General features: G+C 57.8%; 6 protein-coding genes. 4 read left to right on the plus strand and 2 right to left on the minus strand.

Translation table 11 applies throughout. The features are described from left to right. Positions 1-373: 373 nt before the first annotated feature. The 3 genes from GH784_RS23545 to GH784_RS23555 are packed head-to-tail and all read left to right on the plus strand — an operon-like array spanning position 374 to position 17,422. Positions 374-9,496 carry a hypothetical protein gene (locus GH784_RS23545; protein ID WP_194843002.1) on the plus strand — a complete coding sequence of 3,041 codons (9,123 nt, stop codon included), beginning with the start codon at positions 374-376 and terminating at the stop codon, positions 9,494-9,496. Beyond that, entirely contained in the window at positions 9,493-16,323 is a 6,831-nt protein-coding gene (locus tag GH784_RS23550; RefSeq protein ID WP_153793899.1) for a hypothetical protein, read from the plus strand. The genes GH784_RS23545 and GH784_RS23550 overlap by 4 nt, the downstream gene beginning before the upstream one ends. Before the next feature lie 58 nt (positions 16,324-16,381). Beyond that, positions 16,382-17,422 carry a protein-glutamine glutaminase family protein gene (locus GH784_RS23555; RefSeq protein ID WP_153793900.1) on the plus strand — a complete coding sequence of 347 codons (1,041 nt, stop codon included), beginning with the start codon at positions 16,382-16,384 and terminating at the stop codon, positions 17,420-17,422. 35 nt (positions 17,423-17,457) lie between these two features. Here the strand turns inward: GH784_RS23555 and GH784_RS23560 are convergent, their stop codons facing one another. Further along, positions 17,458-17,736: an iron chelate uptake ABC transporter family permease subunit gene (locus GH784_RS23560; protein WP_153793901.1), complete on the minus strand. Its 279-nt coding sequence runs from the start codon at positions 17,734-17,736 to the stop codon at positions 17,458-17,460. A gap of 346 nt (positions 17,737-18,082) precedes the next feature. Here GH784_RS23560 and GH784_RS23565 point away from each other — a divergent pair, with 346 nt between their 5' ends. Further along, a complete protein-coding gene (locus GH784_RS23565) occupies positions 18,083-20,443 on the plus strand; it encodes a hypothetical protein (protein WP_153793902.1) in 2,361 nt (786 codons plus the stop codon). Between the two features lie 184 nt (positions 20,444-20,627). On the opposite strand, the gene GH784_RS23570 is transcribed toward GH784_RS23565, so the two are convergent. Beyond that, positions 20,628-20,788: ATP-binding protein (locus GH784_RS23570; RefSeq protein ID WP_194843003.1), on the minus strand; the 161-nt coding region annotated here is incomplete at its 5' end.

Consider the following 20,788-nt stretch of genomic DNA (forward strand, 5'->3'; position numbering starts at 1 on the left):
TGATCGCTTCCTTGTCCATACTGTCGTCTTCCACGCAGCCGGTAATGAGGCAGCGTTCGCAATCGACGGAGCCAGACCATCAATCCCGTCAAACCTTGTTCACAATGATCAACTCAAAAGCGGGCTTGATCTGACAGATGAACTGCGTGCCGCCTACGCTACTTTACGGACACAGCTAAGTTCGCTTCATCTTCTTGCTCGCCAGAAAATTCTGGGCTTACCTGAAGACGCTCAGGTCTCCGTCGAAGCGTCAGTGGTTCTTCCTGCCATGTCTGGGCAACCGGCTAATCCGAGGAAAGAAGGGCTCTACGCGAATATCGATCTCCTCCTGGCGGCTGGCAGCATACAGGGATCCTTGCGCCTTCATGTTTCCATGACTGGCGATATGCCGCAGATCGATGGCGCCTTCGGGTTTCCGAGCTTTGCTTTTGCATTTCCGGCACTGGACTTTCCGTCGCTTTCTTTGCCAGCGTTGCACCTTTCACTTCCAGAGGCTCAGGGCTGGCTTCCGAATTCCCGGATCATCTGGGACAGGCCGCCAATCCTTCGGCTCGAACAGTCGCCGACGGTTTCCCTCCGTATCGACGATGGCAGCGATCCAGGAGAGCCGCTGTCTGGACACCTGGAAATCGAAGGCGTCTCGCTTCTCAGGATCGAACATTTCAGGGTATCCGGCCCTTTGTCTGCGATCGGGATCGAGCAATCGATCGCGATCCTCACACCGGAACAGAAACTTGCCGATCGCACGATCAATCTCGGCCCGCTCCATCTCGGTTGGCGGAGTGTGAGCGTGGAGGCAGCGCTCAAAGCGAAAGAGTTGACTGTCACGACCAGCGTTTCAAGCTTGGCGCTTTGGGGAGACGATCCGTCAGCTTTGATCGAGGTGGGTTTCGATCTGGTCACTGTTTACAATCTTGAAACAGCATCGTCCGAGCAACGCTTCGAAAAATTCGCGCTCCTTGCGCCAGGAACCGGTGAGGTTGGCGCCGCGATAGTACGCAGTCTTGGCGGGCTGACGCGGTTTTTTGTACCGGTCACGCTGACGCCGATCGGAGACGCCAACGAGCTTCTGACGAGGCTTGCGGAACTGGTGGAAACCGTCATCAGGTGGCTGGGTGGCCATGCCTCCAGCGCTGCACAGGCCGTTTTGGGTCTTGGCCGTGGTGTCACCGACTTCGGCCGGCGACTGTTTGACCGGCTTGGAGAACTTGGCGCCAAAAACACTACTCTGCTTCTGGAAATCCGCTGGGACAGCGCAGCGCGCCGGATCAAACAGATTATAATTTCTCGCACTGGCGATACACTCGCCGCTGGCCACATGAGCCAGGGCGAGCTCAGTGTCGAATTCGGTGGCACCAGTTCTCCCTTTCTGGTGTTTGACCTCGTAGACAATTGGTGGGCTGTTGCAGTCGCACCGATTACCGATGTTCTCACTGTGCAATACGCCACCGACCTCTGGCTCAATAGTGACGCGGGAATGTCTGCGACACGCAGCCAAGACGGCCGACCCCTGCTGACCATCGACGCCAAGCTCCATCAGGCAAGTGGTAAATCGGTGTCATTGATTGCGCTGGCGCTCGTCCAGTCTGGCCAGGCACGTTTTTTGCAGAAACTCGGGGCCGGTCCGGCAGAACAGATCCGAGGCGGGGTCAGCATCGGTGTACCCCTGGTCCCAGGAGATCATGAGATCCAGATGGATCTCGACGTCAAGCTCAACCAGGACAAGCTTACATCGATCTTCCCAGTGGGCAGTGGGACGTCGCAATCGAGTGCACCGACGATCAAGGTCCTCGGGTGGACGCAGGTGTCCGCGGAGGGAACCCTTCTAACCTATGACATCAACCTGGAGATCGATGCCAGGCTTGGCGGCAGACCATTGAATTCGACAATGCAAGGCAGTTTCGATACGCGGACGTTTACGCTCAGGCTCAAGGCAGCGGACATCCCAATCGATTGTCCCGAGACAATCGATGTTTTTGGTGCCCGCCTTTCGGTAGAACCTCCGCAGGGCGGGATGGTACTTCGGCTGTCCGAAGCGCCGTCGATCCGGCTTGCAAAGCTGGCACGCGCAATCCTTGCCTTCGACCAAATAGGAAGTGGCAACGAAAGTTTAAGCTTCGAAGCCGAGGGCGAACGCGGGTTTGCGCTTGGTACGGAGGGACTGGACCTGGAAGCGGACGTTGTCGAACGGCCAGTCAGGTTGCGCGGTCTCGATACGCCATTCCGTTTTTCAAGCGGCCAGGTCCGCATGGAACGCAGTCGTCTGCTATCGGCCTCCATCGTCGGCAGCGGGGCTTTACCGCCGGCGCTACTTGGCGAAGCCAAGATCGATGTGGGCATCCAGATTGGCCACGACACGTCCAGCAACGTATTCAACATTCAAAGCGCGACGGCGCGACTGGAACGGGCAAGCGAGCCGGTTATCTGCGAAGGAACGCGGTTTCATTTCGAGCTGACGCATGTTGGTCTCGGCTTCAAGTATTTTGACAATCTCGCTCATTTTTACGGTGAACTGACCGGCAGCGCCAAGTTCAGACCAAATCCGGGTGAGCTCGCCTCCGGTCTGCTGTCTCGTCTGCAAGAGGCATGCATCAATCTCGATCGTGCGCCGATCGCGGGCGATGGCCGGGCGCTTTCCAAGGCAATCAATTTCCAGGTACCGATCGATCCCCCTGCCCGGGCCACTCTCTTCAACGAGTTCGATTTCGAGCTGCGTGGGGTTGGTTTTCACCCCGCATTTGATGGGTGGAGCGATAATCCTCCTGCGGTCGCTCTCTCTGGCCAGGCGCGGTTCACCGACTCCTTCGACGTTGTGCAACCAAGTTTTGAATTTCATAAGCTTTGGGTTGCACGGCCGGAGAACGGCAAAACCCTGCCCCGCGTCAGGATGGATGGCCTTGGCGTTGGCCTGAAGATTGGCGCCATAGGTGAATTCGAGGCGACGGCGATCGCCGTCGACGGCTCACTTCCCAGCCTCTACGCACCCGATGTATTGCCTGCGAACGTGACAGCGCAAGGCTTTCTCGCTTCAGGGCGCCTGATGCTGAAAGGCTGGGCTGCGATGTCTGGCGCTGCGGGGTTCCTGGAGCTTGAGCGCAAGGATCATCCCGGCGACAGGAGACTGTCGTTCTTCGTCTACGCGCAGCAGGAACAGCTGGCAGAGCCGATCCCGACACCTGTCGGGACGTTATATCTGAGAGAAGTCGGCTTTGGCCTTGGGTACCGATACACGCTCGCAGCACTTGCCCAGACCGAAACACTCACGGATCCCCGCGACCTCATAACAGTTCTGGATCCCATTTCGAAACGTCAGGGCGATCTTGCTTCCTTTTCGGCTTGGCAGCCAGAGGTAACGGGAGATCGGGTTACCCTCGCGATGCGCGCACTTTTCAGTGTCACGACCGCGTCATCCCCCACTGTCTACAATGAGCAGGGGGAAAAGGATCTGGATAATCCGGTTCTTTTTGACGTGGTTGCGGCACTGCGCAGTGACCTAACCTTCCTGCTTTCGGCGCGCGCCTGGGTAGCCGTCAACTATGCAGACTGGCGCAACGGCCAAAAGGAATGGCGAGAGAAGCCGCTTCTGCGAGGCTACCTCTATATATCGGCACCAAAGAAAACCTTCCTAGGCAGGCTGATATCAGACAAGACGGGGTATATTGGCGAACATCCAAAACTGCCCGAGCCACTGAAGAAGGCGCTGAAAAGCGTCGAGTTCAGCTCAACCCTTTACATTACGCCGGGTCTTTATCATCACGAACTTGGATGGCCGTATGAGCTTAAGCTCGAACTGGGGACACCGAAAGACAAGATCTATGTTGCGCTGAGCGGCGGCATGGTCGTGCGTATCGAGGATGGAGCAATCCTCCACGGCCTTGCTTTTGCCGCTCGCGGCCATGTAAAAGTCGGAGGACGGGCGGGTGGCAGTGTCGGAGCCTCTGCCGAAGCCGTCGCGAATTTCGCGCTCGACAGTAAATTCATTGCCTATGTCAGTGCGGCGAGGCCAATCGAGAGCCTGTTTTACGGCCGCATGCAGCTCGCAATCGCGCTCGATTTTTCCATAAGTTTCTGGGTCGACACGAAGTTCTTTTCAGCTTCTGCGAGTTGGGTCGAACGCGTCGATGTCGGGGTCGATCTGGAACTGGCTGTGAGCCCGCAAGGCATTGGCGCACACGCCCGGGCGTCCCTGTCGATCCGCCGCTTTGGGCGCGGTCTTCGTCTCGGTGTATCGCTGGGTGTCAATGAGGCAATGCTGGGGAACGCGCGCGCCCGCGTTGAACGCTTCATGGCTCTGGGGCTTGGAGCGACGGTTCCGGATTCGGCAAGTGGCCTTGCACCTCTGCCAGAGCCAGCCAGAGCACAAAGGGCAATGGCTGGCGACCGCGCCCTGGACGCGCTCGCGAAGCGTCGGGACGCAAATCCTCTTCCGCCTGGGGATGAGGCAGCACGAACACCAGGCCCTCCTGTCACTGGAGAGGCAATCTCGGGGTGTGATTTTTGGGCAATCGTCTTTCCGATCAAGGGCAGCAACGGTCGCGCCATCCTGCAGTTCGTGCCGCGCGATCCAGAGCCTGAAAAAGATGTAATGTTCATACCGGATCGCGACCACGGCGATTTCTTTGTATCGCCGTTCCCCTCATTGAACAGCAGTGATCCGCATCTAACGGATGGGCATGAATATCTTCTCATGACCGATGTGGATGACGTTTTATCCACGCTGCTAGAAGGTGCAGCGAAGACGGCCCGGACTGCGTCTCGAAAGCCTAACTGGGACAAAATCATCGACCGAAGCTCCGGCTCCACCGTCGCGGACCTTGTGTCAACCGGATTTCTTGCACCGAAATCCGGTCGCTTTACCCAGCCGAAATCTGAGCTTAGCGTTGCAGCAGGGCCAGACGAGCGGGCTGATACGATCGGATGCCTGGAGGCGCGCGGCGGCCTGATAGGGCTGATTTGCGATCGCGCCAAGCAGCTGGCAGAGGCATCGACGTCTGGCTGGGTGACTGCATCACCTGATGTCATCGATCCCCGCTTTTTTGGGCTGACGTTTGAAATAGGTATCGATGATCCCAAGGTCCCCCTTGGCGTCACGCTCGACACACTCTTCAGTCCCAACGACGCCGGGATCGGACCCCGAATGGCGAAGTTTACCATCTCGAAATCGGACGACACGGCAAACGGCACGCCCAGGATTTCCACTGTGGCACTGCTCAATCCGATCGAGCGGATGTTCGCCAATGCACAGCCCCAACTGGCAAAGCCGAAAGGCGTCATCGAAGGGGACACGGTCAAGCTTTATTGGCAGCTTCTCCCGGCATGGGGGATGTTCGCCAGCGATTACGACGAACCGGAAAACCATCTCCTGCATTACGCGATCCAGCGCCACATCAGGGTTGGGAACGACCTCAGCAAACGCTTCTTCAGCAACTGGCTTTCCAAGCGCGGCAAGGCAATCGACGCAATGGCGGCAGCTGGAGGGGACGATTTCCAGGCGCTGGACGACCTGAAGGATCTCCCCGACGATCTGCGTCGGGCGATCCTCTTCTTCCAGCGGTATAAACCCGCTCAGCCTGTAAGCCAGACGCAATCGATAGAGTATGAAGGCCATCTTGAAGTCTGGAATAAAAACTTCGGGACCGAGAAACCCACGCTTGTCTATTCCGTTGTGTCGATCGACAATGCCGGTACGAAAACGGACCCGTCCCTGCCGATCTGCGTCGATCTGCCAGAGCCTGAAGCAAGACGCCGCAGGCCGCTCACGAGGCTCGGCATCGAATTCGACTATGTTTCTGAGGCAGGCAAGGAATTCACGTTCCCGCGAAAGGATGATGTCCTTCCGGCCCGGCTTTCCGTCTTCATGCAGAAGGAGGACACCAAGGACGCAGACGGTAAATACAGGAAGCCGACCGAGATCGAACTGTACATTGACAGCGAAGATGGAGAGCGATCCGGCATTTACGGTGCGGACCTTCTCGACGTTGAACGCCATTATAAAAGGTTTGTCGACCCTGTTTGCAACGCAACCGATACCTTGACCTGGGACAGGAAAGAAGCAGGTTCCGTTCCAGTCAATCTTTACCTTATCGAGCCCGGCCATAGCGATCTGACAATTGCCCCGATCACACTGTATTGCAAAGCGGAGCTCTTGCTCCAACTCACGTCGCCTGGCCACCGTTCGACACAGATTTTTGCGCGGCTTCCAGGAAAGCCCCTTGAACCTTCACACTGGACACTTTGTGACCTCAAGATAAGGATCGCTCGCAAGCCACAAGGTGACACTCCACCACTGACCGGCAATCAACCGGACGATTTTATCGCTCCCGTCGCAGAATTCGAGCTTCCGCGTGTCGCAGCCCCTCGTCTTCTCGGTTACGCTGCCATGTCGGCTGAGAAGGGCCTTCTCCATCATTTGGTGCCCCTTCCGGGAGCGGAATTCAATGGGTCCGACAAGCTCACGCTCCGAACTGACGTTAAAGGGCGGAGCGCGATAAAGCTGAGCTGGAATGCACGGCCGACAGATCTGTGCGACGGCACAGCGATCCGTCCGGACCTCATCGGCGGTTTCGATGTCTTTACCGCCTCGCGCGACCGGGAACCGCCCCAATCTGCTCCATTGTCGGCAGCTGAGCTCGCAAGGCTCGCCCGACCGCTGGGGCGCGTACTTGTCAAACCGCGTGCCCTTGCAAACAGCGAGCCGGCCATGATCGAGGATCTTTCAAAACTTCTTGTCGCCTATCCGAGCGAAACGTTGCGGTCACGCGAACAGGGATGGTTTTCCGCGTCGCAATCGCGATTGATCTGGCCAGAGAGAACAGCACGGCGAGCTCTGATGCTTGTCCCCGACGAAGGATTGATCGGCGAACTCTTCGGTCACGGCCAGCCAGGCGAAATGCGGGTGCGGCTTCTGGAGGTCGAACACAGGACAGATCGCGAAACGTCCGTTCCTGCACGCATGGTGCTGAACACGGACGGAGCGCTGCTGGCCAAAGACGCTCTGGCAGAACCAGATGCGGCAGATGGTAAATGGCAACACGTCAAGATCACACACCTGACCCCGCAGCTTGCCCGTGCCGTTCTCCAGGGCCTTGATCGGGAAGAAAAGGCACCGGCGTACGCACAAGGCCGTCTTGAGATTGCCTATCGTTCGGGCGGGGTGGCGCGGACTGCGTCGGTCGACGTGTCCTTCAATAGTGAACTGCATCCCGTTCTTGCCGATGTCATCGACCTGTTGCGCTATCAGAAGGACGATTTCAGCAGAGCGACTGGATACCGACGATACGAGCCGGTACTCGAAGGTGCCCCAGCCGCGCAGGCAGGCGTCATAGTGGATGGGGGAAACAGCGCAGCGGCGAATCGGCTTCGTGCCGCGCAGCTGCTGAGCGATACCGCACCCGAGCGCGACAAGGGCGGCTGGGCTGCCCTACGTCAGCTTGGCCTTGCCGCGGGTTTTCGCCTCTGGGATACCGTGTTCGAGGACTGGGTGAAGCCGACGGACCTGAAAGACCAGTTTGAGTGGGCCTGGAAGCTGGCGATTGCACGTAACAGCGGCTCAAGCTGGAAATTCGGTACGCCGTTCATCGAACAGTTCTTCGATCCGGAAGAGCTTCTGATCGTCGGTGGCGAGGATCGCATCCACAGGCCACGTCATACTTCGCCCAAGGGGCTTCCTCTCGTACAGATTTCTCTCAGACCGACGATAGACAGGCTTCATTCGGACGGAGACGACAGGCAGAAGCCGATGATTCAGTATTTCAAACTCGATATCGACAAACCGTCAACACTTACCGCTGACGCACTGAGCCGAAGCTTCCACGGCGATGTCATTATTGAATTCCGGACTGCGGAGGCGCGCAACACTCAAAGTGTCTGGGTCGGAAGTTTCTCGAAGCTCCGCGGCGACGAGTTCGAACCTCTTTCCGAATATACCTTCATGCCTCCCACGAATGGTTTGAAGCTTGTCGCGCGGGCCGTCATCTTCAACGGACGGTTTTCACCCGGCCAGGCAGCCGAACAGATCCAGGGATGCTTCAGCAGTGGCTGGCCCAAGACCGAACCGATCCTGTGGACACCTCTCGAAAGCAACGATCCGCCGGTCAACCCATATCTCATGTTCGATGACCTGCCGCTGGAAGTCGCGCGACGGATAGAGGACCTCAGGGGCAATGGCCACCATCGGCTACGCCAACTGGCTGGACCCCGCTATGAGGGTTGGACAAACACTCTCGACGAAACGGGGGCGATCCGAAGATGGGAGAAACGCTTCTTTCAACATGGCATTGCTCACTGGAGGGACGATTTCCAGCATGTTGGTTTTGCGGTCGCCACGATGGACGCGCCGGCGGCGTTGCGGCGAACGCCAGATGCGCGAGGCCGCATCAGCGTTCTTTGGATCGACGAAAGTCACCTTGGCTCGTGGCGACGGTTTTACATTCGTCCGTTCGGTCGCTACGATCATCTTGCCGAAGCGAGCGGCTGGCCCTGCGCCGACGCGAGCTGCCTTGTCGAAACCGATTTCGGCGGCGCCGTTTCAAGCACGCCGTGGATAGATGTCACCCTGGATCGCACGCGCGAAGTGGCAAGACCGGTTCTTCTGGCCAGTGCCTATTCCGCTGACGCCAAGGCACTGATTGCTGTTGTTGCGCACTCCGACGAGGAGGTTCTGGCCAGCGCCAATATCCCTCAGGCCGGAGCCCGCCAGATTGGTTCGTCCGACATCGGGTGGAGACATCGGTTGCGCACGTCGGCTCTGCCCTGGGTGGCGTCAATGCTGCCGGGCACGCCAGACCGGCCACCGCTACGCTCGAAGCTGCTTGCCGCACCCGATACCGGAGCATTGAGCAAGTGGCTGATTGATCAGGCCACGCCACCGGCCAGGGGCACGACCGTCAAGCGAGGCCTCCCGGATATCTGGCGCGGTGCCAATGCAGTTGCTGCCTACGACCTCCCGTACTTCTTCGAGTACGAGGTTCTGTTGTCGAATAGCGCAGGGGTCGCGAGTTCGACGCCGGTTTCCTCAGCGCTTCCGACGCCGGATGCTGCAACCGATATTGACTGGAAGGACACACCCCGGATCGTAACCGATACACACAGCCGCGAAACCACGATCACCTTCCCGCTTGCCCGCTACGTGGACTGCATGGACAAGGACAGCCGAGATGCCTGGTACGACGTCAATCATTCCTCCGCAGCACTCTTCGAGCTGCCCGACCCGGCTCTCGTCTACCGTTTTCAGATGATCTCGCCCGATGGAGATATTCGTTCGCCGGAGTTCGATCTCGAAGCCGACGCGCAACTCGGTGCCTATGCGATCCGAGTGACAGGACGGAACTTTGACCTGAAACGGGTCGAGAGACCAACAAAGAACGGCCGGCAATGGTCTGTGAGCTTCACGCTCCGATCAAACGGCACCGGAATGGGAGGCCTTGCCACGGTCGAAGCCGTCCCGATACGCAACACGATCCGGCTTCGACCGGTCAACATCGGGGAACTGTCATGAGCGGGCTGCGCGCAATCACAGTCTTTCAAGCGCCATCGCAGACTTCGCAATTCTGGCGCGCGGACCTTGCCGTCGCTTATGCCGGGCCGGATCCCGGTGCGAACCGCCTGGTAGTGCAGAAAACCCAGGCAATAAGGGTACTGTCGCAGAAATCGCAGGTCACAGAAATCACACTCGATAAGCGGGACTACGATTTCCACGAGCCGGTGCTGTTTGTGGCGGCTGTGGAGGCCCGTGAGCACCGAACGCATGAATGGGGCCGCCTCGTCATTGAATTCGAGGGATCGGGTGCCCTCAATGAAGTCCTGAAAGGAACAGGCGGGCTTGTCGACGTTGTGCTCGCGCGAAGAGACCCGAACACCGATTGGCCGGCGATGGATGGTGAGATCGGTGTACCGCCTTTTGAGCTCGTCGCTGGCGAGATCAAGGCATGGCTTTTCCTGAGGAAAGATTCTGGAGACAAGCCGGATCGGGAGCCGTGGTTCGGGTTTAGCGAAACCGCCGGTCGCAAAAGGCTCTTCTGCAACGGGGATGACAAGAGTGGGATCGATGTTTTCACCCGCTCCGATGCCGATGGAACCTGGCTTCCAATCGTGCTCTCATCCGAAGGAATAGCATTTTATGCGAAGGTGCCGGACCCGATGCAGGCCTTCGACGGTATCGCTCGGACGATTTGGGCAAAGGTCCGGCTGGAAAGAAACATCCCTTTTAACGGTTTCTTCCTGCGGTTCGTCGGTGCCTGCAAGGAACCGGACATGGCGGACTGGTCGATCCCGGAACCCGCGGCGGACATAACTCACGCACCGTTACTCGAAGGCAGACTTCAAGAACTCTTCAAGTCTGCGCGTGACAGTTATGGAATCCGCGTCGATTTCGATCAGCGGCCAGTGGTTCCGCCGTTCGGATGGCCGTTGGAGCGCCGCATCGGCGGGTCGAGGCCGGTTTTTCCCGATGTCACGCGCGACTGGGCCATCCAGTTCGACGCAGCGTTGTTCCGGATCAATGTCCTGTCATCGATTGACGGGATTTCATCCACGTCGTCGATCAGATGTGATCTGGCAATGCTGCACGTCACAAGGGAGGGGTCTGCCAGACAAAGCGTTTTTCTTCTAGAAAGTGAATCGGACAAAAAACCCACGAGCAGGCTCTCCCTGACACGCAAGACGGCTGAGGCCAGCTGGAACGCCAAAGGAGATGATCGTACATTTCGCGCGTCGCGCCTCGCAATCAAAGACGTCAAAGCCCGATTGAGCTCGCTTTACAGTGAAGCGGGCGTTTTCGATGAGGAGCGTGATGGCGACGTACAGGCGTTTCTGCCTGTCGAACATGGCTGGCTGCAACTGCCGCTCAAGCCGACAGGCCCGAAAGATGAAATTCAGCCGCTACCGTCTTCGGTCCTCATCGGCGATGCATCCTTTGTGATCGACGAGGGAAGGGGTTTTGCCGTCGAAGTCAATGAAGCTTCCTCATGCGGCGTAAAACTGTCGATCGGTCACACAAAACCGATAACAAATCCGCAGATAGACCTCGAGATCTTCAAGCCGAGCGGACGCCTTCGCGGTCTGATCCACGTCGCTGACTGCTCGCCGGCTGATGGAGAAATCCTGCCGGTGCTAAAACCGGGAGGCACGCGCGACTGGCCCGTCAGGTTCGGCGCCGGCTCCAGAAAAGATTGCATCGCCGCACGCGTCGTTGGTCTTTCAAACTACGCTGTCATTGTCGAAACCGGTCCTGTCGACCGACCTTCCCAGAAGCCGCTTGCATGGCTTCGCGACGGAGCATGGATATCGACCGTCAACTTTGCGCAGACGACGACTGGTCGCCTGCCCGTAGCGGCCCGCAATCTCGTCCCCCGCAATGTCGACGCCCAATGCACGCTGGAGTGGCCACCGAAGGGAGCGCTGCCTAAGCTCGCGTCTGGGGTGGGCAACGACGTCTGGGAAGTCTTCGAGGGTTCGCCTCCTACCACGCAAATCTTGCCGACGCTGCCGGGCATGGAACGCGCCGGATTGACGAAGGGATTTAGATATTCGCTTCGCCATGACCTTCCACAGCTTGATGATCTGTTCGCGTCGACACAGCTTGATGACACGCCGCTACTGTTGCTCGGTGAAAAAGGCGTTTCGACAAGGTCTGGCAGGTCCTTGGCCACGGCAGCAGCCCCAGGCCGGCTAAAGGATGCCTTTGATAATTTACGCAACAATGCACGCTTGACTGAAACGCGCCACAGGACCGCATTTTCCGATGCGATGAACGGACATTCTGTCGACGTCGGCAACCTCACCGGGGAGTTCGAATGGAGATCCGTCGACTTCAATTTTGAGGTTGACAATGGACAAGGGCTTCCGATCGGATCCTACTCACTTGGATCGAACCGTTACGCCGGAGGTGAAGCCCTCGCCGGCATTACAGGGGCTTTGCTGAAATTGACCGACGGTCATAGGACCATCGACATTTCAGTGACCGGCAACGCGGTCGCCCGATGGCAGAATTCAACCGAATACATGTTTGATGTCAATGCAATTGGTATCTCGGCACAAGCCTCGCTTTCGCGTCGTGTAAGCCTGTTGCACCAGGCGCAGAATCTGGTCCTGACAACTCTCGCGAAGCCGGAACTACTTGAAAAGGATGTGTTTTTCTGGTGTCGTGACCTGCCTCTGGCAGACGGTGTTTTCAGCGCCGGGATGGGGCCGGATGGCCTGCAATCCGGCCGCGATGGCTGGGCGCCGGACGCGTTTGCGAGCTCGCTCTACGAATGGCGTGTATGGTCGACGACCGACGACGGTCAATACCTTGCGGATGTTCCGCTGTCAGGCGGGTTCGTTGCCCGGCCGATGCGGCTCCACAAAGTCACTATCCGCGCGGGAAAGCCGGAACATGTTGCGTTCATTGCCTCCGTCATTGCGCCGGATGGACTGGATGCCAGTGGCGAAAGTGAAGCAGGTTATTCCGGACCCGCCAGCAACCTGGTCTTGATCAGCTACTCGATCGCGAGCGACGGGCACAGCTTCGTCCGCAAGGTGATGAGAATCAGGATCAGGGACGGCGAGGTCGAGACTGCCGGACCCGGAATGCACGCGCTGTCCTATGCGATAAATCCCGTGACGCGCATCTCCGAAGGCGACGACAATCCCGAGCCACACCCGGCGACACTGTCCATTTGTCTGAGCGTTGACGGCGACATCACCGACGCGGAAATGACGATAACGCTTTTCGGTCGTGAAGTGGTATTCAGCGGCTACGCCAAAAGCAGCCACAAGGAAGGAGCGGAGCTCTCCTTCGACCTGAAAACATCGGGAGGCACTGACGCACTGAACTTTAAGAGGTGTACGCTTTGGTGGCCCAGCACCGAGCGTGGCGTAGTCACGTGCGCGTTCGTGGCAGAACCCTATTTTAACATACCGTTTGATGTGTCGGACGGCACCAGCAAACTGCGGATCGATCTATATGCAGGTTCGATCACCTGGTTCAATACAAAACTGGCCGAGATCAATGCATCTTATGCACCTGAAACGAGCGAAATTCGGATCGATTTCGCTAAGAAACAACTGACGGACGTTTCACCGATAGTCGGACTGGATTTCGACAGCACGTCTGGGATGGGCCTGTTTGCCGTCGCGGCCGACCTCGGAATCTCGGGCATGCTTCGATTGGAGGCATCGAAGATGCAGACAGGCAGCGCGGTCTATTGCAGTCGTCTGCGACAGAGCTTCCTGTCCGCTAAAGAACGGTGGAAGAGCGAAATGGCGCTTGATCTGGAAGGCGAAGGCAAGAGCGCCGTTGAATGGCCGCTTGACGTCGACACCAGGACCGCAGAGCGTCCGGATACTGAGACCACCGCAGCCTTTGACATCGAGATCAAGGCGGGTACGACAGCTCACCATCACGCGAGCTGTGTTATCGAGAACGCACAGTTGCCGCTCAACTTGCTGTCGCACGAGGGGCGACTTGTAAAGCCGTTTGATCTCATGGTCCGCGTGACACACCGGCTCGAATGCGAAGGAACACCCCGTGCGAGCTGGACGACGCTTGATCAGGCGACGCTGCGCGATCTTTCGTTTATCTCCGGTATTAAAAAGGAAACTTACGCGTTCGCCGCCCGATACAAAGGGACCTACCGCGGAGAATTGAACGACAAACCACCTGCGATAGTGGGCGGTGGGATTGTCGAACGCGCCCTGGCCGCCGCCGGCTTTCCGGACAAGATGACACTTGAGGCACTGCAGAAGACGAGCGATGTTACCGGTCTTGTTTTGATCGGGGCAGGCACTTCACTGATCGGAAGCAAACGTTCCTCGTCCTACCTTGAGAGCAATTCGGCACAGGAGAGCCGTTGGCCCTCAATCCTGTTGTCGATGCCATGGATTATCGGCATCGGAGCAGCCAGGCTCGGTCCACTGGCGGTATTGAAGCAGTCCCCCGAGACGGGTTCGAAGCAATGGCGGACTGCGTGGTTCGACACATTCGCCCCTTCTTTGCCCCCTGCCTCCAGAACGGTCCCATTATCGCTTGCGAAACCACAAGCGGCTTCGATATTGGCTCAGCTTTCGATAGACCCTGAGGACGGTTCGCCACTTGTCTCTGTCGAGCAACCCTTTTTTGAGGGACCGGACGTTCCAGATCTCTCGGAAGCACCGATTTTCCTCCGATCCCTGATCGCTGTAAAAACGTTATGGCAAAGCGATACATTCAAGGGAGACCTGCAGACCCGCGTTGTGCAGCCGCTGGCTACTGGAAATGACACGCACGCCCTCTTTTCGCCCGCCGTTATACCGGTATCCAGACTTAGGGTGTCAAAGATACGACCAATCACGATCCGAGAAGACGGCGTCAAGTTCGAGAATCCTGTCGATGCAGATCTCGCCTATGGCCTATCGAGCACCGGTGCGATGCGGGTTCTCCGCGACACTTTGCAGGCGGACGCTTTGCTCTTCACCCTGGTCACCTATAACGCGGACGAAGAAAATGCATCCTTCCTCGAGTGGAACGACATGGCCATTTCGGGTCCGGTCATCGAAGCGCGGGGGCCGCTAACGTTTTCAGGCTCGATCCTGCGCGATCGGCAGGATCAGCTTCACGTCGCTGAGTCGTTGGGTTGGCCGGAGCCCCCCTACACCGGTGAAGGGCCCTCGCCTATATCAATGGGACAAAACCAGCCTTTCCAGGGACCAGGCGCCGCGATTGTCGGGCGGGTGGCAAGCTACGCAACGGACGCAGGAGCGGATGAGGCTGGACGGCCGTGGTTGTCGCACCGCAAGCCAGTCGTCTTTTCAAGGGCAGCAGTGGCCGGAGCTGCGGAGCCAACACCTCGCCAGCAAGACGTCGTGTCCCGGCGGCCGAGACTACCGGCCCTTGAAAACGGCCCGACACTGGTGCCAAGCCGTATCGGGGTCGCGACCGTCGGTCGCCGGCCGGGCGTCGTTCATGGTGACGTGATCTCTCTCAAATCCCCGGGTGGGAACATAAGTACGGTTGAGGGAGCTGTTATCGGCGCGAGAGCCGCTTTCCATCCCGTCATTGCCGGTCAGGACCGGATGCCGAGATCGACAGTCTTTCCAGGTAACATCGACGATCTTGATTGGCGTCGTGAAACCTATGTCGCTCCGGAGTGTGGCAGGTGCCGCATTGACCGGGTGTCGTCGGTTTCATTCAGAACCTACGATCCACATCTCGGTGAAATGACCCCTGCACCGCAGTCACTGGTGACGATCCGCCTGCGCGAGGAGTATTTGGACCTCGGTGCTACCACTCAAATCGACCTCGTCGTCGATGGATTTTCGCCCGCAAAATGGACACCATATCATTGGCACGAATTCAGCATATGGATAGGTCGCCAGTCGTGGAACCTCGGAACCCTGATAACCTCCGCGGACGGGCGGTCATATCTACCGATGACCACTCTGCAGGCGGCCGAAGTGCGCCTGGCCGCCCAGCTTGCGAACGGCGACACGACGATTGCAATCAGGCTCGATCTGGCTGCGGGACCGCCGTCAACGGAAGGGATCAAATCGGCACCCTGCATATCCTTGAACCTGCCATTCGCTGTTGTTGACAACCGCCCGCGCCTCAACGTGCCGCGCTCGACACTTACGTTCGGGGATCCTGCTTATGACCGCATGCTGTCGAGCCTGACTGTCAGCGATACGGTTCGTCTCGGACAGTCACTCGTGATCCTCGCAGCCGATCGGGAAAGCTACGACAGAACGACCCCCCTTCTCATCGGCCTTGCGGTACAAAAGCCTGATGGTACGCTGGAGTGGCCGTCATTTTCGTTTTCAGTCAGCTGGTTCAGGACCGGATCGGAAACGCAGACATCGAAATCGATGACCTCAAGCAATATTCTTGCCTTGACGCTCGATGACATTACCGGAAAGCTGGGATTGCCGCGTTGCGAGCCCGGTGACCGCCTGGCGGTGACCGCTGATTATCTGGAGGCCGTTTCAGGTGCAAAGGTGACCCTCAGTGTGCAACTGCAGGTCTCCAGTGAGCCGGTCGTTCCTCCCTCACCTTCGGTGTACTACCTGATCACGAGACACAGTGCTGGCAAGGATGCGGCAACGGCTCTTTCGGCCCGTGGTCCGATGGGCACAATCACCGAATACGGCGCACTCAAAAGCGATCTGATGAGCGGTTTTGTCCGAAGACGAGCGCTGTTCATATGGGACTTCACGCCCGATAGCGAGCCCCAATATGACCGGTTCGGCTTTCTTGTTAAAATCGACCGATCAGGCGCAGCGCAACTGCCGTCGGTTGAGAGCGATTTCGAAGAGGCTATCGAAGCTCCCTCTTTGAAAGAGCACCAAATCAAGACAGCATGGCAACAGTGATATCGACATGAGCACTTCATCACTGGGATGAAGGAACGGTGGAAAGAAGAGGGACAGAATGGCTACTCAGAACTTTGTATTCGGATGGGTGGAGGCCATCATTGCGGCAGACCACCCCACCGGTGGCCGGATCGTCAGGCTTGATAACGCCGAAGAGTTCCATCTTCCGAGCGACATCGTCAAGGCGAGTGCGTTTCAAGCAATTTTTGAGGACGCCCGCGATGCGGGGATCCCCCTGCTTGTCACCATCGATCCGGAGCGGGAGACAATTCTCACCGTAGACGTGCCACGGCCAGCCGACGTGGTAACGGCTTTGAACGATGCCGATCCAAACGGGACCGAAGTCAGTCTCACACTGTCGCAGACACGCTATTTCCTGAGCCGATCAAATCCGGATTTTGGCCAGTTCCATGAAGCCCTGACTTCGTCAATGGCAAACGGCACGGGGGTTCGGGTCACCGCGACAGACAGCGGAGACGTCATCGACGTCAGGGAGGCCGAGCGCCCTTTTATTGAAGCCGGCGAAGGTGCGGTGGAGGCAGGTCCGCTCGCTCTCACTCCGGTCTCCATGGCGGATGCCAAAAGTTTGTTCACGATGGTAGCCGGCCTTTCGTGCGATCCACGCAACCCGGCCGGATCCTGCATCACGTTTCTATATCCCGACGATGGATGCTACGCGCGCGCTCATGAGATGTGCCGGCTGATCGGAGGTGCAAAATCCGGTAAAGTCTGGAACTACGGTACACTCGTTGCGAAGACGAAGAACAATCCGGTCTGCCAGGTGAAATGGGGTTACCACGTGGCCTCGACAGTCTCCGTCAAAGAAGCCGGGACAACGAGCTCTTATGTCCTCGACCCCTCCATGTTCGGCGAGCCGGTGACCGTTGCGCAGTGGAAGGCAGCACAGGGTGATGGAAACTCCCGCACGGTGGAGACAGACGCGGCCCCATATTACCGACCGGAGAAGGGCGCAGCCCAGTTCGATCCCGACTACAAGTCGACGAAAGAGACGCTCGCGAACTTCCGCCTACAGCTCAAGCAGCGTTCCAGCTCGCCAAGCGGTCCCCCGCCCTATGCGAAGTGTGCCGCATTGATCTAAATTTGGCAGAGGAGTCCTCGTCTTCCAGTCTATTCTCACCTGCGGCCCTCGCGGACGAGCAGCAAGAGGAAACAGATGCCGCCGATGCTGACGGTCATGACGCCGATCGGCAGTTGAACCCCGCAGGCGTGCTGGGCGGCCCAGTCGGCTGACAGGAGGAGATGCCCTCGCATCAGCGCCGATTGGGCAAGTGACGTCCCGGCCGAGCGTGTCAGCCGGCGGGCGATCTGCGGCGCGGTTCGCACAATGAGGTTCTTGTTTGACCTTACAGTTCGAAAATGAATAGAGCTTCTACAACCATTCCGCCCACACATTTGTCCATTCAGGACGCTGAGAGTTTAGCCTGCCTAGGTCAACATATTGGCGAGGTGCAACTATCGAACGCCCGCACTGTTTCACTGGCAGCGACCGTTTCGACGAAACGAACCCAATATCAGCCAGGCCCCTTAATTAAGCAAGGCGCGCTTCATTTAATTAAGCGACAGGTGTAGATAAGCCCGCTTAATAACGCGCCAACATTGAATTCCTGACCTTAGATCCAAGCGACGTAGGCGCCGAGTACTATATGCGCCATTAGAAGTGACACGCCCGATTACATCCTTTGTTAAAGCTCGCCCCCTATTTCCGCTCGCCCTCGGCACTGGTGTAGAGAGAAACGGAATGAGCATGACCAAACACGACCTTTCATCACGACATTTTCGGCGAAAAATCTCGGAATTCTGCGAGCTTCGTATCGCTCCGATCGCATCCAGGCGGGTGTTGGAGACTATACGGCCTTATCTCGCCAGTTTGATCGTCTACCGGAAATCGCCCCCGCTTCTGAATGGCCACATCGACTGGACGATGATCAGTCAGGCCTGTGGGATCGAAGCCGAGTTGACGGCAGAACTGAAAAAGCAGCTCCGGCCAGGCTTGGATGCAATCATCCGCTGGCTCGGCGCACCAGCGGCCGAAGAACGACGACCGCCAAAGTCGACAGTTCGCTTGGGCAAAATGGCGCCCATCAAGAAGGCAGCTTCCGCCCGCTCAGCCCGACAGCCACAAAGCGCGGCGACCGACGGTGCCTTTACCCGGTCTGCGTCGACATTGCGCGGGCCTGCACCAAAAGCGATAAGCCCTTTCCCAGAAGCACTATTTGAAGCGACAGAAGATCCGGCGAGCTTTCAGGACGCTTTGGTCTACCATATGCGCCGGTTCGGTGACACATATTGGCAGCTCCACCGCGCCGTTGTTCATCTGGATGAGACATTTGACAACAAGACGCTGCTATCCTGGATGCAGGGGGAGCGCGTGCCCCGCTCCGTTGCCAGCTTTAATATCCTGCGCCGCATTGAGCGGCGCTATCGGTTGCAGGAAGGATATTTCAAGGACAAACTGCCGCACCAGACGCGCTCCCTTTATGGTCATGATCTCGGCGATATCAGCCCGGCTGAGCGGCGCAGAATTTCAGTGCATCTGCCAGATGACTTCAGCAACCTGCCCTTTACCAAGCGCGAGGAGATTCTCGATTGGGTGCGCCGGGTTATCATTTCCGGATCGACAGAGTATCGCCGATATCAGGCAGCGGCCAGCAAGCAACGTTATGCCATCCGCTTTCCCGGCGTCACTTATGGCGGCAGCTTTCTTTCCTCTCGTTCGTTGGTCTCCGCGGCCGGCGCCAATCAGAACGTCGCGGCGGAACTTGATGATCCGGATCTGCTCTCCGGCGTTGTCGATGCGCCGCCGAGGCTTGCCATGGAAATGGCTGATCTCATCCGCTTCAAGACTTCGACGCTGACGGCGATTGGCTTTCAGCGCAATGGCGTATGGGGTGAAGAAACAGCCTCCCAGAAGATTGAGCACCTCGGCTTGATGTTTGGTGCGCTGGCTGCCTCACCAAACGGTGTCGTGAAGGGTTTCGGTATCCCAGTCAGCCAGTTGAGCTTCGGCCTTCTCGTCTTCCCCGGTGTTTGGGACTGGTATCTGCAGTGGAGGGAACAGCGACGTGGTTTCTATACCAAGTGGGAAGAAGACATGCTGATAGTCGCCCAGGCTCTTACTCGCGCTGACGTCGGCTGGATACGGCAGCATCCGGAGTTGCTTCGGAATGTCAGGCCAATCGCGGGTTTGATTGAGCAGCAAGAAATCGACTTCGCGGCTCGCGACTGGCACAGCGCCTGTGATGCGTTTCACCGACATGCCGCTAACCGTTCCAAGGAGATCCAGCGAGTGATGCGCGTGCATCGCGATCCATTCGAGCCGATCATGTGCGTCCTTGAGGCAGAAAGTCCATTGGCTGAATATCGTAAGATCACCGATGAGATTCTTGAACGCATGCCGGATGAGAACAGATATCCACGGTCGGCGGCCGAAGCCGTCAGATCATTCCTGCTGCTTCGGCTTGGCCTGCACCTTGGATTGCGGCAAAAGAACCTTCGCCAATTACGCGTCTGCCCGCGCGGACATTATCCGACCTCCGAACGCCGACTTGAGGACATGAAATGCGGCGAGCTGCGCTGGAGCGACCGCGACAATGGGTGGGAGGTTCTTATCCCATCGGTCGCGTTCAAAAACTCGGGCTCCTCCTTCTTCGGACAGAAGCCATTCCGGTTGATTTTACCCGACCTTCTAGATCTCTACAAATATCTCGACGCTTATATCGACAGGCATCGTGGAGTTCTGCTCGGCGGTGCGAATGATCCCCAAACGCTATTCGTCAAAACGGTAAAAACTACCAGTATTGATGCTGCTTATAATTCGACGACATTTTACGAGGCTTGGCGGACTGTCATCCAACGTTACGGCATCTATAATCCCTATACCGGACGGGGTGCGATCAAGGGCCTACTGCCGCATGGACCGCATAACCTGCGGGACATTCTTGCGACGCATATTCTGAAGCAGACCGGATCCTACGAGCAGGCAAGCTACGCCATTCAGGATACTCCCGATGTCGTGCAGCAGCACTACGGTCGCTTCTTGCCGCAAGACAAGGCGGCCCTAGCTGCCAAAATCCTCAACCAGGTTTGGGAAGCTGCGTAAGATCGGATCAGATATTTGGCTCGGATAGTGATGACAGTCTCCGTCCGTGTCAATCGGCACAGAACATTCACCCCTTTTACTTATCCAATTTTCACCCCCCTGTAGGCGATCAGCGCTTGGCCTGCCCGGCGCTGGCCGGGGTTGCAGAGGGTAGGCCAAGTGCGGGTGATGGGTGTCTTCGGCTTTAGCTTTGAGAGCGGTTCTTGAAGCGCCAGGACTCGTTCCCGGTTTCGACGATTTCGCAGTGATGGGTCAGGCGATCAAGGAGTGCCGTCGTCATCTTGGCATCACCAAACACCGACGGCCATTCGCCGAAGGCAAGGTTCGTGGTGACGATGATCGAGG

It is taken from the genome of Agrobacterium tumefaciens (genome assembly GCF_009649785.1).
GTDB lineage: Bacteria > Pseudomonadota > Alphaproteobacteria > Rhizobiales > Rhizobiaceae > Agrobacterium > Agrobacterium tumefaciens.

What these genes read in the sequence shown, in the direction of transcription:
- GH784_RS23565 (WP_153793902.1), top strand. Translation starts at nt 18,083, where the DNA reads ATGAGCATGACCAAACACGACCTTTCATCACGACATTTTCGGCGAAAA.
- GH784_RS23560 (WP_153793901.1), bottom strand. Translation starts at nt 17,736, where the DNA reads ATGTGTGGGCGGAATGGTTGTAGAAGCTCTATTCATTTTCGAACTGTA.
- GH784_RS23550 (WP_153793899.1), top strand. Translation starts at nt 9,493, where the DNA reads ATGAGCGGGCTGCGCGCAATCACAGTCTTTCAAGCGCCATCGCAGACT.
- GH784_RS23545 (WP_194843002.1), top strand. Translation starts at nt 374, where the DNA reads ATGACTGGCGATATGCCGCAGATCGATGGCGCCTTCGGGTTTCCGAGC.
- GH784_RS23555 (WP_153793900.1), top strand. Translation starts at nt 16,382, where the DNA reads ATGGCTACTCAGAACTTTGTATTCGGATGGGTGGAGGCCATCATTGCG.